The following is a 14,832-nucleotide window of genomic DNA, read 5'->3' on the forward strand; positions in this document are numbered from 1 at the left end:
AGGAGACAGCGACGTGAGAGCAAGCAAGAAACCGCTCGTCCTGAGCCTGCTGGCCGGCGCGATGCTGCTGGCCGGTGCCGTGCAGGCCCAACCCGCCGCCGGCCCCGGCAACATCGAAAAACTCAAGCAGTTCAAGGTGTCGGGCACGGACCTCAACATCCCGCCCGTGCCGCAGGAAGGGCGCAACGCCAACGCCATCCGCGACAACCTCAAGCGCGTCAAGCTCCCGCCGGGCTTCAAGATCGACCTCTTCGCCGTCGTCCCCGACGCCCGCCACATGGCCGTGGCGCCCAGCACCAACATGCTGTTCGTGGGCACGCGCAAGACGATGGTGTGGGCCGTCACCGACCGCAACTCCGACGGCGTGGCCGACGAAGTCAAACCCTTCGCGCCCAGCCTGAAGTTCCAGAACCCCAACGGCGTGTGCTGGACCAAGGACGGCTTCCTCATCGTTGCCGAGCACAACCGGGTGCTGAACTTCCCGGCGGCCGAGTTCTTCTACGAGAGCCCGGACGTGGCCGTCATCGAGGTGGTGCCTCAAGGCGGGCTGATCCCGGTGGAGGAGGAGTCCTTCAACCACGGCGCGCGCACCTGCCGCGTCGGCCCCGACGGCATGCTCTACGTCACCCTGGGCCAGCCCTTCAACGTGCCCCCGCGCGAGAAGCTGGACCTCTACAAGAAGTGGGGCATAGGCGGGATCGTGCGCATGAACGCCTTCGACGGCAGCAAGCGCGAGGTCTACGCCACGGGCATACGCAACTCCGTGGGCCAGGACTTCAATCCCAAGGACGGCACGCTCTGGTTCACCGACAACCAGACCGACGGCATGGGCGACGACATCCCCGCGGGCACCATCAGCCGCATCACCAAGGCGGGCCAGTTCTTCGGCTACCCATGGATCAAGGGCAAGACCCGCGTCACCGAGAACGGCTACGACAAGGACCCGCTGCCCAAGGACATCGTGGCGCCGCAGGTGCTCACCGAGGCGCACGCGGCCGACCTAGGGATGGTCTTCTACGCGGGCAAGCAGTTCCCGGCCAAGTACCAGGGCGGCTTCTTCTCGGCGCAGCACGGTTCGTGGAACCGCACCAAGCCCAACGGCGCGCAGGTGCTGTTCACCTCGCTCAAGCCGGACGGCACGGCCGACAAGACCGAGGTCTTCGCCAGCGGCTGGCTGGACGGCGACACCGGCACCTTCCGCGGCCGCCCGGTGGACGTGGCGGTGATGAAGGACGGCTCGCTGCTGGTGTCCGACGACTACGCCGGCGCCCTCTACCGCATCACCTACCAGCCGTGATGACGCAGCGCCCCGGAGTGAAAGGCCGCCGGGCGGCGCCGGCGCTGCTGCTGCTGCTGGCCGCCGCGCTGGCCGGCGTGCTGCCTGCGGCGGCTTGGGCGCAGCCCGCCGACAAGGACGCCCGCGGGCGCCAGCTCGCCGGCGCCTGCGCCGTCTGCCACGGTCCGCGCGGCATAGGCGCGGCGCCGGATGCGCCGCACCTGGCCGGGCAGCCGGAAGGCTACTTGCAGCGCCAGTTGCGCGCCTTTCGCGGTGGCGAGCGGCGGCACGAGATCATGAGCGTCATCGCCAAGCCGCTGTCCGACGCCGACATCGACGCGCTGGCCGCCTTCTACGCCGCGCAGGCCATCGAACTGCGTGACCGATAGGGTTGCCGCCCCGGCCGCAGAATCCACGCCTCGCGGCCGGGGGCGGCTGCTTGCGAAAGGACGGCGTACATGGCTTCTGAAACCATCACCCTGGGCGGCGGCTGCTTCTGGTGCCTGGAGGCGGTGTACGAGCTGGTGGACGGCGTCCTGGCCGTGGAGTCGGGCTACAGCAACGGCCACGTCCTGCATCCCAGCTACGAGCAGGTCTGCGAGGGCGACACCGGCCATGCGGAAGTCGTGCGCGTGAGCTTCGACCCCGAGCGCATTCCGCTGCGCGAGGTGCTGGAGATCTTCTTCACCATCCACGACCCCACCACGCGCAACCGCCAGGGCAACGACGTTGGGCCGCAGTACCGCTCCGGCATCTACACCCACAGCGAAGAGCAGGCCGCCGTCGCCCGCGAGGTGATGGCCGAGGTCAACGAGGCGCTGGGCGGTCGCGTGGTGACGGAACTGGTTCCCGAGCGCAACTACTCCCGCGCCGAGGCCTACCACCAGCACTATTTCGCCAACAACCCCGGGCAGGGCTACTGCGCCTTCGTGGTGGCGCCCAAGGTGGAGAAGTTCAGGAAGACGTTCAAGTCGCGGGTGAGGGCGGCTTGAGCGATCCGGCGTCCCGTACCCGCCGGGGCGCCCTTGGGGCAATGGGTCAGGGCGCCAGCCGCTCCCGCACCCATTGCCCCTCCTGCAGCCGGTAGCGCAGCCGGTCGTGCAGGCGCGACTTGCGGCCCTGCCAGAACTCCCAGCCGTCCGGTACCAGCCGGTAGCCGCCCCAGTGCGGCGGCCGCGGCGGGTTGAGGCCGAAACGCACGCCGGCCTTGGCCGCGTTGGCCACCAGCACGGTGCGGCCGGAAATCACTTCACTCTGCGGCGAGGCCCAGGCGCCCAGGCGCGAGTCCAGCGGGCGCGAGGCGAAATAGGCGTCCGACTCCTGGTCGCTGACCTTCTCCACGCGGCCCTCGATGCGCACCACGCGCTCCAGCTCCACCCAGTGGAACTGCAGCGCCGCGAAGGGGTTGCCCGCCAGCTCGCGGCCCTTGCGGCTGTTGTAGTTCGTGTACCAGACGATGCCGCGCTCGTCGCAGCCCTTGATCAGCACCACGCGCGTGGACGGCCGTCCATCGGCGCCCACGGTGGCCACGGTCATCGCGTTGGGCTCGGCCAGTTGCGCGTCCAGCGCCTGCTGCAGCCACAGCTCGAACTGCTTGATCGGATCGGCAAGCGAAGCCTGTTCATCGAGCTCCGCGCGTTCGTAGCTCTTGCGCAAATCTGCAAGTCGGGTATCCATGAACCGAGGATAAACCCTTGAACAGGGTGTTCCACATAGGAGGTCGGCCCTAGGGGGAGTTCCCACTTTGATTTTTGTTGCACCGCAACGAGACTGCCCCTTCTTTGACGGCCGCTCACTTGACGGAGGTGACTCGATGGTGCTTGACACGGCGTTCTGCCCCACGGTCGTCGTACTGGGTGCTGGTCGGGGAAGTCGTTTCTACGGGCCGCTGCGCTCGCCGCGCCAGCTCGATGACGGCGACATGCTGGAGGCCTCGCTGCGCGTGGCCGTGGCCAGTGGCCTGCCGGTGCTGGCGGTGACCCGGGAAGCCCTGGCCGCGCGGGCGTGCACGCAACTGGCCGCGCGCGACGTGGTGGTGGTGCCGGACGTGCTGCTGCCCGACGGCCGCGACGGCACACCGGGCCTGAGCGAATGCATTTCCGCCGGCGTGAGCGCGCGCCCCGGCTCGTCCGGCTGGGTGGTGCTGCCGGCCGACATGCCGCTGGTGCTGCCCTCGACGCTGGTGGCCGTGGCGCAGGCGCTGCGTGTGCACGCGGTGGCCTATGCGCAGCACGCGGGGCGGCGCGGGCATCCGGTGGGCTTCGGCGCCGAGCTGTATTCGGAGCTGGTGCTGTTGCCCGACGACAGCGCCGCGCGGCGGCTGGTGGCCCGCTATCCGTCCTGTGGCGTGGACGTGGACGACCCCGGCACGCAAATGGACGTGGAATCCCTGCGCGACGCCGCCAGCCTGCAGCCCCCGCCCGGCCCCCGCGCCTTCGCGCCCGCGCCGCCCGCCTGGTGAGGCGCACCCACCCGCCCAAAAGCAGACAAGGCCGCGCAAGCGGCCTTTTCGTTTTCAGCGCTCCTCGATCAGCCGATGCCGCCGCGCCAGGGCCAGCAGCTTTTCGCTTTCCCGATCGGCCATGCCGTGGCGGCGCAGCGCCGTGGCGGTATGCAGCAGGTAGTCCATCGTGCTGCCGTAGCGCCCGCGGGCGTGGCGCAGCACCTCCAGGATCTCCTCCTCCGACAACTGGCCCGTGTAGTTTGGGCTGCGCCGGCTCAGCGTGAAGGCCAGCGCGCGCACCGTGCCGCTGGCCGTGCGGCACTGCAGCCAGCGCGGGTCGTAGACGCCGGTGGGCATCTCGCGCGCCCACAGGCGGGGCAGCTCGTCTTCCACCCGCGCGGCGGCCAGCCGGTAGGCCATGCCGCGGCAGCAGCCGCCCGGCACCAGCGCATAGACCAGCCCCGGGCGCTCTGGCGTGCCACGGTTGATGCGCGAGCGCATGCGCAGTGCCCGGTGGTAGCCGTGCACCTGCGCGGGGCGGTGCTCCTCGGCCTCGAACTCCGGGCGCCAGATCAGCGAGCCGTAGCCGAACACCCACAAGTCGCCCCGGCCCGCGCGCTCCCATTCCTGCCGCACCTGCTGCAGCAGCTTCAGCGGATCGCGCAACAGCAGGCTCTCTTGCAGCAGGGCCTCTTGCGACAGCGTCTCGTCCATGGCCGAAAGCGTAGCGGGTGCCCCGCTTGCCGGCCCCGGGCTTCTACGGATTTGACGCTGTAACCTGGTTACTTCAGAATGGGTAACCGAGTTACATGAAGCCCCGCACGCCCATGAAGACCGCCATCCTCGACATCACCGAACGCATACGCGAGCGCAGCGCCGCCACGCGCAGCGCCTACCTGGCGCAGGTGCGCCGCCTTGGGGGCCGCCAGCGCGGCAGCGACCGCCTGGGCTGCGCCAACGTCGCCCACGCCTTTGCCGCGCTGCCCGGCAACGACAAGCTGAAAGTGGTCGTGGAGCGGGCACCCAACATCGGCGTGGTCACGGCCTACAACGACATGCTCTCGGCCCACCAGCCCTACGAGAGCTACCCCGCGCTGCTGCGCGACGAGGCCCGCCGCAGCGGCGCCACGCTGCAGGTGGCCGGCGGCGTGCCCGCCATGTGCGACGGTGTCACGCAGGGCACGCCGGGCATGGAGCTGAGCCTGTTCTCGCGCGACACCATCGCCATGGGCACGGCCATCGCGCTCAGCCACGACGTGTTCGACGCCGCGCTGCTGCTGGGCATCTGCGACAAGATCGTCCCCGGGCTGCTCATAGGCGCGCTGCACTTCGGTCACTTGCCCTGCGTCTTCGTGCCCGGCGGTCCGATGAGCAGCGGCCTCTCGAACACCGAAAAGTCCCACGTGCGCGAGGAATACGCGCAGGGCAAGGTGGGCCGCGACGCGCTGTTGAAGGCCGAGAGCGCCGCCTACCATGGCCCCGGCACCTGCACCTTCTACGGCACGGCCAACAGCAACCAGATGCTGATGGAGGCCATGGGCCTGCACGTGCCCGGCGCCGCCTTCATCCATCCGCACGACGGCCTGCGCGACGACCTCACCCGCGAAGCCCTGCGCACCGCCGTGTCGCTGGTCAAGCGCAAGCAGTGCATCGGCGAGCAGGTGGATGAGCGCGTCATCGTCAACGCCATGGCTGCGCTGCTGGCCACGGGCGGGTCCACCAACCATCTCATCCACTGGGTGGCCGTGGCGCGCTCGGCCGGCATCCTCATCAACTGGACCGACTTCGCCGAGCTCTCCGCCGTGGTGCCGCTGCTGGCGCGCGTCTACCCCAACGGCAGCGCCGACGTGAACGATTTTCAAAGGGCCGGCGGCCCCGGCTTCGTCCTGCGCGAGCTGCTGGACGCCGGCTGCATGCACCCGGACGTCATGACCGTCGCCGAAGGCGGCATAGGCCACTACACCCAGGTGCCTGCGCGCGACGAGCAGGGGCGCCTGTCCTGGCGCGCGCTGCCGCCGTCGCCCATCGACCCGGCCGTCGTCCGCACCCATTCGGCGCCGTTCTCGGAGACGGGCGGGCTGAAGCTGCTGACCGGCAACCTGGGCCGCTCCGTCATCAAGGTCTCGGCCGTGCCCGGCGACCGGCACGTGGTGGAGGCGCCCGCGCGGGTGTTCGACTCGCAGGAAGCGCTCATGGCCGCCTTCAAGGCCGGCGAGCTGGAGCGCGACCTCATCGCCGTGGTGCGCTTCCAGGGCCCGCGCGCCAACGGCATGCCGGAGCTGCACAAGCTCACGCCGCCGCTGGCCGTGCTGCAGGGCAAGGGTTTCCGCGTCGCGCTGGTCACGGACGGGCGCATGAGCGGCGCCTCCGGCAAGGTGCCGGCGGCCATCCACGTGACGCCCGAGGCCTTGGACGGCGGGCCGCTGGCCCGGGTGCGCGATGGCGACCTGATTCGCATGGACGCCGTCGCCGGCACCTTGGAAGTGCTGGTGGACGACGCCGACTGGTCGGCGCGCGAGCTGGCCACCATCTCCCCGGCGCATGCCGAGGACAACGCTCACGGCCTGGGCCGCGAGCTCTTCGGCGGCATGCGCCGCAACGTCAACAGCGCCGAGGAGGGCGCCTGCACATGGCTGTGAACAACGCACTTGAGCTGGCCGGCTACGGCCCAGTCATTCCCGTCATCGTCATCCAGCGGCTGGAAGACGCCGTGCCCATGGCGCAGGCCCTGGTCGAAGGCGGCGTGCGCGTGCTGGAAGTGACGCTGCGCACCCCCGTGGCGCTGCAGTGCATGGAAGCCATTGCGCGCGAGGTGCCGGACGCCATCGTGGGCGCCGGCACCGTGCGCTCGGTGGCGGACGCCCGCGCCGCGCGCGACGCGGGCTGCCAGTTCGCCGTGACGCCGGGCTACGTGTCCGAGATCAGCCTGGAGTGCCGCGAAATCGGCCTGCCGCTGCTGCCCGGCGTGGCCACGGCCAGCGAAGTGATGGCCGCCAATGCGGACGGGCTGAGCTTCCTGAAATTCTTCCCGGCGACGGCGGCCGGCGGCATTCCGATGCTCAAGGCGCTGGGTGGGCCGTTCGGCGACGTGGTGTTCTGTCCGACGGGCGGCCTCACGCCGCAGAACGCGCCGGACTTCCTGGCGCTGCCCAACGTGAAGGTCTGCGGCGGCTCCTGGCTCACGCCGGCCGATGCGGTGGCCTCCGGAGACTGGAAGCGCATCACGCAACTGGCGCGGGAGGCGCAGGCGCTGAGGAAGTGAGAGGAGGCGAGGGCATCTCATCAGCCGAGGTGCCACGCTTCTACCCCTTCATGCCCGCGGAAGCGGGCAGCCACGAGCGGCGGTCCATGACTTGGGGGCGGCACCCCTGCATCCCGGCAGCGAAGGCGTTTCGCCTTCTACCCCGTCATGCCCGCGGAAGCGGGCATCCACGAGCGGCGGTCTGCAGCCTGGCGACGGCATCCCGTCAGCCGAAGCGCTTCGCTTTCTACTTCGTCATTCCCGCGAAGGCGCACTACTGTCCGGGGAAAACGTAACGGTGACGGGCACGCTGCTCAATCAAGCACCACGAGTGCTACGGGTGCAGGCCGCAAGAAAAAAGGTCGTCATTCCGGCGAAGGCCGGAATCCACGAGTGCCGAGATGTCGCCCTGTTGTGCACCGCAGCGTGCCAACAGGCTTCACGCCAGCGCCTTGGTGCGCGTGGATCCCGGCCTTCGCCGGGATGACGGCGGTTTTTCTTCGGCCTACAGCCTTGTGCGGCCACCGTTACGTTTTCCCCGGACAGCAGTGCGCCTGCGCGGGAATGACGACTCGGGGGGCGCTGCCGATCGGCCTCCGGCTGGCGCTGACGGACCGCTGACGGACTCTTGCGGCGGGCAGTGTGCGTAAGGGACAGGCCGTAGCCCTCAACGCCTCAGCCTTCGCCCCTCACCGCGTCGCCCGCATGCGCTCCAGCAGCGCCGCCGCAGGCGCCCCTTGCGCTTCCAGCCCCGCCTCCACGCCATCCCGGTTCACGGTGGGCTGGTTTTGGCTGAGCTTGAACTTGCCTTCCAGCGAGGCCACGGGGATCTCTATGCCCACGATCGCGCCCAGCAGCTTGTCGGTGAAGTCGGCCGGCGCGTCTTCCAGCGCCCAATGGCCGCCGACGGCCGCTTCGTGGTGCGCCGTGAGGCGGCCCAGCTCGGTGCGCAGCCAGGCGGCGTCCTCGATGGCGCGCAGCGGGCCGCGGGCCTGCACCACGGCGTAGTTCCAGGTCGGCACCACCTTGCCGTGCTCGGCCTTGGTGGCGTACCAGCCCGGGCTGACGTAGCCCTGCGGGCCGTGGAACAGCACCAGCACCTCCTGCCCCTGCGCCTGTTGCCACACCGGGTTGGCGCGCGGCACGTGGCCGCGCAGCGTGCCGTGCTCGCCCGCGTCGGCGACGAACTCCAGCGGCACCACGTCGGCCACCGGGCCGTGCGGGCCCACGTGCACCAGCGTGGCCAGCGGATGGGCGCGCATCAGTGCGTGCAGCGTCGCGGCGTCCTGCTGCTGGAAGAAACCGTGGCTGGGCTGGTAGAGGGAACGGGACATGGGGCGAGGGACGTGAGGTGAGGAAGGGCCGGGGGCTCAGGTGCCGCGCTGGATCAGCTCGATCTTGTAGCCGTCCGGGTCGGTGATGAAGGCGATGACGGTGGAGCCGCCCTTGACCGGGCCGGGCTCGCGCGTGATGGCGCCGCCCAGGGCGGCGGCCTTGTCGCGCACGGCCGCGCAGGTGGCGGCCACGTCCGGCACGCCGATGGCGATGTGGCCGTAGGCCGTGCCCAGCTCGTATTGGTCGGTGCCGTAGTTGTAGGTCAGCTCGATCTCAGCCTGGCCCGGGTTGCCGCCGCCGTAGCCGACGAAGGCCAGGTCGTACTGCTGCTCGGGGCGCTGCGTGGTGCGCAGCAGCTCCATGCCCAGCACCTGCGTGTAGAAGTCGATGGAGCGCTGCAGGTTGCCCACGCGCAGCATGGTGTGAAGGAGTCGCATGGCTTGTGCCTTCCGGTGGTGATGCAGTTGGGCCGGCGAGTTTGCCACCCGGCTCCCGGACGGCGCGTCCTCAGGCGGCGGGCATCGTGTAGTTGAGCGCCATGCGCCCGCCGTCCACGACCACGACCTCGCCGGTGACGTAGCTGGCCGCGTCGCTGAGCAGGTAGGCGACCGTGTCCGCCACCTCGTCCGGCTCGCCCAGGCGGCCCATGGGCGTGCGGCTGAGGATGCGCTGCTGGGCCGCCTCGCTGGTGAGCACCGCCTGGCGGGCCAGCTCGGTGGCGATGGTGCCCGGCGCCACGGCGTTGACGCGGATGCCCTGCTTCACGAGCGAGAGCGCCATCACGCGCGTGAGCTGGTCGATGCCGCCCTTGCTGGCGTTGTAGCTGGCAATCGTGGGAATGGCCGTGCGCCCGTTGACCGAGCTCATGTTGACGATGGCCCCGCCCGTGCCCTGGCGCACCAGCTCCCGCGCGACGGCCTGGCCGGCGAGGAAGGCGCCCTTGAGGTTGACGGCGATGACGGCGTCCCAGTCGGCTTCCGTGATGTCGAGGAATTCCGCGGCGCGGAAGATGCCGGCGTTGTTGACCAGCCCGTCCACGCGGCCGAAGAAGGTGAGCGTGGCGGCCATGGCGGCCTGCACGTCGGCGCTGGAGGCGACGTCGCAGCGCTGGTACAGGGCGCGGCCGTCCTCGCTGCCCAGCTCCTCGGCCAGCGCGCGGCCGGGCTCATCGGCGACGTCCCACAACGCGACGCGGGCGCCGTCGGCGATCAGGCGGCGGGCGCAGGCGGCGCCTATGCCTTGGGAGGCGCCAGTGATGACGAAGACGCGGTCGGTTAGGCCGAAGGTGATGGAGGACATGGGTAGGCTTTCCTTGGGATTAAGAAGGGAAGTTTAGAAGGGTGAATATCAGGAAAATAATACTTTGTATCGGGCGATTTTGCTTTTATTCGCGATTGATTGGTGACTCAAATTTTATAATGTATTGGGCAATCAATTTTGATCTTGCATGAAAATACCGATATAATTTGGTGTATTAAAATCCGTTATGGCCAAATTTCGATGGTATGTACAAGTTGCAAAAAAAGGTGTAACATATAGATTCATTCTGGGGAAGTGGTTTCGTGGTCAGTATTTTGGCAATTTACTGGGCTGCGAGATATCATTTCTGAATTTTGGCGCTTTGAATTTAGTGACCCATTTTTGGACTTATATGGACATAAGGCAGCAACTCATTGAACATTTAAAGCAGTTTGCGTCTGCCCCTTTTATATTTGTTGGCTCCGGACTTTCTAGAAGATACTTGGGTCTAGAGACCTGGGAAAGGCTTCTTAGAAAATTTTGTGAAGGCATAAAAGACTTTGAGTTCTATAACTCCTTGGCTGATGGGGATTTGGCGCAAGTGGCGTCTCTAATGGATGAAGATTTTCATGCCTATTGGTGGTCAAGTGATAATTATAAAGAAAGTCGTTTAATACATAAATCGAAGGTTAAGCAAAAATCTGATCCTCTGCGAATGGAAATATGTATTTACTTGAGCTCTCTTGAGATTAAAAATGCTGCGGACATGCCTCTCGCGGAGGAGGTATCTCTGTTGCGCAATATAAGCATAGACGGGGTTATAACAACCAACTGGGATGGCATGCTTGAGTCGCTATTTGGAGATTATAAAGTTTTTTTTGGTCAAAACGAATTGTTGTTTTCGAATCCTCAATCAATAGCGGAAATATATAAAATACATGGCTGTGCCAGCGATCCATCTTCATTGGTTCTAACGAAAGATGACTATAAGGATTTTGAAAGAAAAAATCCGTACTTAGCTGCAAAGTTGATTACTTTATTTGTCGAGCACCCCATTATATTTTTAGGATATTCATTGCATGATCCTCATATTGGATTTTTGTTGAGGAATATACTGGATGCTTTAGGGTCGGATAAAGTCTACAAGCTTCAAAATAATTTGATTTTTGTGCAACAAGCTCATGGTGCTTCGGCGAGCGTTATTCCTTCATTTATTGCCATAGATAAGTCGCAATTGCCAATAACCGTCGTAAAAACAGATGATTTTTCGTCTGTGTATTCTGCGCTACAAGAGTCTAAAAGAAAATTGCCGATCCGTATATTGAGATTTTTTAAGGAGCAGCTTTATGATTTGGTGCGAACAACTGAACCGTCGGCCAAGCTGTTTGTTAAATACATTGACCAAATTCAAAGCAAAGATGACGTGGAGTTTGTTGCTGGCGTGGGAGTGGCCGCAGAAGAAAGGGCGTCTGAAAAGGGTTATGAGGGATTCGGTTCGATAGATTTATTCTCCGATTTGATATTGGAAGATCGTGCGCTTAAGCCAAATTTGGTGGTTAATAAAACGATTCCTATGCTTGGTAAAAATAACACTTATCTTCCTATTTTCAAATATCTTAAAGCTATCGGTGCGAGTTCATATGAGGATTGCAAAAGACTTGGAATCAATTTAGATAAGCATTATTCCGGTGATTTGATTTTTTATAGAAATAAAAGCTATGAAAAATCTTACAATAGAGATGTTCTTGGAAAATCTGCCGCCGAAATTGTAGATTTTTATAGTCCTGAAAAAGCAGCAATATATTTGGCTTATCTAGAGGGTGAAAATTTTGATTGTGCTTTAGTGAAAAAATTTCTTGTCGTAAATTTTGGATTTATAAAAAATAAAGACTCAAAGTCTACTCAATTTAAAAAGTTGGCTTGCTTTTATGATTATATTTGCTTTGGGTGGCATTCGGGGGTGGCGTCACCTTAAAAGCCTTAGAAGAAGAGATGTTGTTGTGGTGTGCTGGCTGATAGTTTGGTTTTGAAAGGAAACTTTTTGGAATTTAACTTTGTATAAATTTTAGTGAAGCCAGGGCGCAGTCGTGTATTGTATTGCGCTCCACCCTTCTTCATCTCCTAAAGTGATAACGCTTTCTTTTATTAATTTCTCAGTTTTTGGAAATATTTTGCTTTGCCTCTTTCTCCAACCAAACCCCCATCCCCTGCGCATTCAACTCCAAATCCATCTCCAAAAGCGAATGAATTTCCGAGTCAGTCATCGCGCATCCATGCTGCCGAAGGCTGGCCAAATAAATTTCAAATAACCCAGCCTTCAATTCCTCATGCCGCTCCGGAGAATCCGGTAACCCACGCCCAAGCGCCACCATCGCATCCAGTATCGAAAGGAAAAGGGCGGTGAGCCGCGGCACGTCGCTCACGCAGGCGAAGTGCGTCAGATAAAGCCGTTGCGGATGCAGTGCCGCAATCCGCAGCACCGATTCCTTCAGTGCATCCGGCTCGAACTGCACCGGCGTGGAGGTCGGGAATATCCAGGCTTTTCCAGCCACGTCGAATTCCCGATAGCTCAGCCCAAACGTGTCGCCGGTGAACACGCCGCCGCTGGTTTCGTCCCACAGGCAGTGGTGGTGGCGGGCGTGGCCGGGGGTGTCCAGCACGCGCAGCACGCGGCCCGCCAGGCGTAGCTCCATCCCGTCCTCCGTCGTGCGCACGCGCGACGCGTCCACGGGCACCAGGCGGCCGTAGGAGCGGTTCATCTCCTCCTCGCCGTACACGGCCAGTGCGCCTTGCCACAGCACGCGCGGGTCGATGAGGTGGCGCGCGCCGCGCGGGTGCGCCCACAGCGTCGCCGCGGGCAGCTCCTGCATCAGCAGGCCGACACCGCCCGCGTGGTCCAGGTGCACGTGGGTGGGAATGACCATCTCCACCGCCTCGCGCGCGATCCCCAGCACGTCCAGCGCCGCCAGCAGCCGCGGCACGGCGAAGTTGGTGCCGGCGTCCACGAAGGCCGCCCGGCCGTCCTGCACCAGCAGACAGGCGGCGTCGAAGCCCTCGCGCTGGAAGCCGGTGTCTATCGCGTACACGCCGTCGGCGGCGCGCTGCATGAAGGAGGGCAGGTCCATGGGGGTCGTCATCTCGTGAAGCTTCCGTCCAGTGCTCAGGGCAGGAATTGTTCGTTGCCCACCAGGGCGATGCGCGTGGCCCGCTGCCGCTGCGCTGCGGCCAGCACGCCGGCCACCGCGGCGTAGGGCACGGCCCGGTCGGCGCGCAGGTGCAACTCGGGCTGGGGCGTCTGCGCGGCAGCGGCGCCCAGGTGGGCTTCCAGGGCCTCGCGGGTGAGCGCCTCGCCGTCCCAGGTCACGGTGCCGGCGGCGTCCACGTCGATGCGCACGATCTGCGGCGGCGTGGGCGGCGTGGAGGGCGCGGCCACCGGCAGCTCCATCTTCACGGCGTGCGTCTGTATGGGGATGGTGATGATGAACATGATCAACAGCACCAGCATCACGTCGATCAGCGGCGTGGTGTTGATCTCGGCCATCAGGCCGTCGTCCTCGCTGTGGTCGCGGAACTGCATCGCCATGGAAGTGATTCCTCTTGCGCCGCGGGCTGCTTCAGCGCCCGCCGCTCGCCGGGGGCTCGGTGATGAAGCCGATCTTGCGGATGCCCACCTTCTGGCACGCCGCCACCACGCGCCCTACCGCCTCGTAGCGGGCGGCCATGTCGCCGCGGATGTGGATCTCGGGCTGCTCGTCCTTGGCCGCCACCACGCGCAGCCGCGCCTGCAGCGCGTCGATGTCCAGCGGCTCCAGCCCCCAGAAGATGCCGCCGTCGCGGTCCACCGCCAGCACGACGTTCTCCGGCTTGGTCTGCGTGGGCTGGTTGCGCTCCTTGGGCAGCTCCAGCTTGATGGAGGCCGTCACCACCGGCACCGTGATCAAAAAGATGATCAGTAGCACCAGCATCACGTCCACCAGGGGCGTGGTGTTGATGGTGGAGATCATCGCCTCCTCGCCGTCTGCGCCGTCCTGCGGCGTCATGCCCATGGCCATGGCCGTCGGCTCCCGTGCGAGGTCTTAGCGCTTGCCCGCCAGCAGCACGCTGTGCAGGTCGCTGCCGAAGCCGCGCACCTGCTCCATGGCGGCCTTGTTGCGGCGGATCAGCCAGTTGTAGCCCATGACCGCCGGCACGGCGACCGCCAGGCCGATGGCCGTCATGATCAGCGCCTCGCCCACCGGGCCGGCCACCTTGTCGATGCTCGCCTGCCCGCTGATGCCGATGGCGGTGAGCGCGTGGTAGATGCCCCAGACCGTGCCGAACAGGCCCACGAAGGGCGCCGTGGAGCCCACGGTGGCGAGGAAGGCGAGGCCGTCCTGAAGGCGGCTGGCCACGTTGTCGATGGCGCGCTGGATGGACATGGAAATCCAGGTGTGGCGGTCGATCTGCTCGGTGAGCTTGCCTTCGTGGTGCTCGCTGGCCTTCAAACCGGCCTCGGCGATGAAGCGGAAGGCGCTGCCCGTCTGCAGGCCCTGCGTGCCGGCCTTGACGCTGTCGGCGTTCCAGAAGCTCTGCGCCGCGGCGCTGGCGCTCTTCATGAGCCGGCGCTGCTCGAACAGCTTGGTGAAGATCACGTACCAGCTCCCCATGGACATGAGCAGCAGCAGCACCAGCGTGCCGCGCGCCACGAGGTCGCCTTGCTCCCAGATGGCCTGCAGCCCGTAGGGGTTGGCGACGGCCTGGGTCTGCACGGCCTGCGCCCCGGCGTAAAGGCTGCAGCCGGCCAGCAGGGCCGCGACGAGCGGCCGGGTCCAGAGGGTCTTGTTCTTGGCGAGCATGGTGCGGGGGCGGACTTGGGAATGAGGAGGAGGTGCGCCGGGGACGATCAGTCCACCAGCTTCCAGACGTATTCGACACGCGACCAGGAGCGCTCCGGCTGGCCGTTGACGGTGCCGGGCTTGAAGCGGCACTGCGCCAGCGCGTCCACCGCCAGGCGGTCGAGCATCTTGTGTTCTCGCGTTGCGCCGGAGGAGCGGTCCACGCGGCTTTCGAGCACGCGGCCGTCGGTGTCGATCAGGAAGCTGATCACCGTGGACCCCTGCGCCTCGGCGCGCCGCGCCGCCGCGTTGTAGTCCGGCTTGGCACAGCCCGAAAAATTGATGACCGGTGCGGTTCTTTGAACCGGGGCGGGCGGCGCCTCAGGCGGCGGGGCCGGGGGCGCGGGCGGGGCCGGCGGCGGCGCCACCGGCACGCTGGTGATGGCAGGGGCTTGCGGCGCTGGGCGCTGGATCTGTCTCTTAT

The 14,832-nt window shown here is 65.2% G+C and carries 17 protein-coding genes; 7 read left to right on the forward strand and 10 right to left on the reverse strand.

Translation table 11 applies throughout. The features are described 5' to 3' along the window. Nucleotides 1-61: 61 nt before the first annotated feature. The 3 genes from SM757_RS23925 to msrA all read left to right on the forward strand — a co-directional run bounded on the left by SM757_RS23925 (nt 62) and on the right by msrA (nt 2,268). On the forward strand, nt 62-1,297 hold the full coding sequence (locus SM757_RS23925; RefSeq protein ID WP_322467329.1) for a PQQ-dependent sugar dehydrogenase: 1,236 nt from the start codon (nt 62-64) through the stop codon (nt 1,295-1,297). Beyond that, nucleotides 1,297-1,665, forward strand: coding sequence for a c-type cytochrome (locus tag SM757_RS23930; protein WP_322467318.1), 369 nt, complete (start codon nt 1,297-1,299; stop codon nt 1,663-1,665). The genes SM757_RS23925 and SM757_RS23930 overlap by 1 nt, the downstream gene beginning before the upstream one ends. 69 nt (nt 1,666-1,734) lie before the next feature. Further along, nucleotides 1,735-2,268: a peptide-methionine (S)-S-oxide reductase MsrA gene (msrA, locus tag SM757_RS23935; RefSeq protein WP_322467319.1), complete on the forward strand. Its 534-nt coding sequence runs from the start codon at nt 1,735-1,737 to the stop codon at nt 2,266-2,268. A gap of 46 nt (nt 2,269-2,314) precedes the next feature. On the opposite strand, the gene pdxH is transcribed toward msrA, so the two are convergent. Beyond that, entirely contained in the window at nt 2,315-2,953 is a 639-nt protein-coding gene (gene pdxH, locus SM757_RS23940) for a pyridoxamine 5'-phosphate oxidase (RefSeq protein WP_322467320.1), read from the reverse strand. A gap of 136 nt (nt 2,954-3,089) precedes the next feature. Here pdxH and SM757_RS23945 point away from each other — a divergent pair, with 136 nt between their 5' ends. Continuing rightward, nucleotides 3,090-3,737: a nucleotidyltransferase family protein gene (locus SM757_RS23945; protein ID WP_322467321.1), complete on the forward strand. Its 648-nt coding sequence runs from the start codon at nt 3,090-3,092 to the stop codon at nt 3,735-3,737. A gap of 54 nt (nt 3,738-3,791) precedes the next feature. Here the strand turns inward: SM757_RS23945 and SM757_RS23950 are convergent, their stop codons facing one another. Continuing rightward, nucleotides 3,792-4,433, reverse strand: a complete 642-nt coding sequence (locus SM757_RS23950; RefSeq protein WP_066339509.1) for a gamma-glutamylcyclotransferase — start codon at nt 4,431-4,433, stop codon at nt 3,792-3,794. Nucleotides 4,434-4,546: 113 nt separating this feature from the next. Here SM757_RS23950 and edd point away from each other — a divergent pair, with 113 nt between their 5' ends. Together edd and eda are read left to right on the forward strand one after the other, a co-directional pair. Beyond that, nucleotides 4,547-6,358, forward strand: a complete 1,812-nt coding sequence (gene edd, locus SM757_RS23955; protein WP_322467322.1) for a phosphogluconate dehydratase — start codon at nt 4,547-4,549, stop codon at nt 6,356-6,358. Then, complete coding sequence (eda, locus tag SM757_RS23960; protein ID WP_066339497.1) at nt 6,349-6,981, forward strand: bifunctional 4-hydroxy-2-oxoglutarate aldolase/2-dehydro-3-deoxy-phosphogluconate aldolase; 633 nt, start codon at nt 6,349-6,351, stop codon at nt 6,979-6,981. Before edd ends, eda begins: the two co-directional genes overlap by 10 nt. A 668-nt stretch (nt 6,982-7,649) precedes the next feature. On the opposite strand, the gene SM757_RS23965 is transcribed toward eda, so the two are convergent. From SM757_RS23965 to SM757_RS23975, 3 genes are all read right to left on the reverse strand, one after another. Next, entirely contained in the window at nt 7,650-8,294 is a 645-nt protein-coding gene (locus SM757_RS23965; RefSeq protein WP_322467323.1) for an FMN-binding negative transcriptional regulator, read from the reverse strand. Nucleotides 8,295-8,330: 36 nt separating this feature from the next. Then, on the reverse strand, nt 8,331-8,732 hold the full coding sequence (gloA, locus tag SM757_RS23970) for a lactoylglutathione lyase (RefSeq protein ID WP_066343013.1): 402 nt from the start codon (nt 8,730-8,732) through the stop codon (nt 8,331-8,333). A 70-nt stretch (nt 8,733-8,802) separates the two neighbouring features. Beyond that, nucleotides 8,803-9,594, reverse strand: a complete 792-nt coding sequence (locus tag SM757_RS23975) for an SDR family NAD(P)-dependent oxidoreductase (RefSeq protein WP_322467324.1) — start codon at nt 9,592-9,594, stop codon at nt 8,803-8,805. A gap of 187 nt (nt 9,595-9,781) precedes the next feature. Here SM757_RS23975 and SM757_RS23980 point away from each other — a divergent pair, with 187 nt between their 5' ends. Continuing rightward, the gene (locus SM757_RS23980; protein WP_322467325.1) at nt 9,782-11,509 is read left to right on the forward strand and encodes an SIR2 family protein; all 1,728 of its coding nucleotides are present in this window, start codon (nt 9,782-9,784) and stop codon (nt 11,507-11,509) included. A gap of 178 nt (nt 11,510-11,687) precedes the next feature. On the opposite strand, the gene SM757_RS23985 is transcribed toward SM757_RS23980, so the two are convergent. From SM757_RS23985 to SM757_RS24005, 5 genes are all read right to left on the reverse strand, one after another. Next, entirely contained in the window at nt 11,688-12,659 is a 972-nt protein-coding gene (locus SM757_RS23985) for an MBL fold metallo-hydrolase (protein WP_322467326.1), read from the reverse strand. A gap of 35 nt (nt 12,660-12,694) precedes the next feature. Next, entirely contained in the window at nt 12,695-13,117 is a 423-nt protein-coding gene (locus tag SM757_RS23990) for an ExbD/TolR family protein (RefSeq protein ID WP_322467327.1), read from the reverse strand. Nucleotides 13,118-13,148: 31 nt separating this feature from the next. Beyond that, the gene (locus SM757_RS23995; protein ID WP_322467330.1) at nt 13,149-13,580 is read right to left on the reverse strand and encodes an ExbD/TolR family protein; all 432 of its coding nucleotides are present in this window, start codon (nt 13,578-13,580) and stop codon (nt 13,149-13,151) included. Between the two features lie 30 nt (nt 13,581-13,610). After that, nucleotides 13,611-14,369, reverse strand: a complete 759-nt coding sequence (locus SM757_RS24000; RefSeq protein WP_066343025.1) for a MotA/TolQ/ExbB proton channel family protein — start codon at nt 14,367-14,369, stop codon at nt 13,611-13,613. A 47-nt stretch (nt 14,370-14,416) separates the two neighbouring features. Beyond that, a partial coding sequence (locus SM757_RS24005; RefSeq protein WP_322467328.1) for an energy transducer TonB occupies nt 14,417-14,832 on the reverse strand: 416 nt, incomplete at its 5' end.

Source organism: Azohydromonas lata (genome assembly GCF_034427735.1).
Taxonomy (GTDB): Bacteria; Pseudomonadota; Gammaproteobacteria; order Burkholderiales; family Burkholderiaceae_C; genus Azohydromonas; species Azohydromonas lata.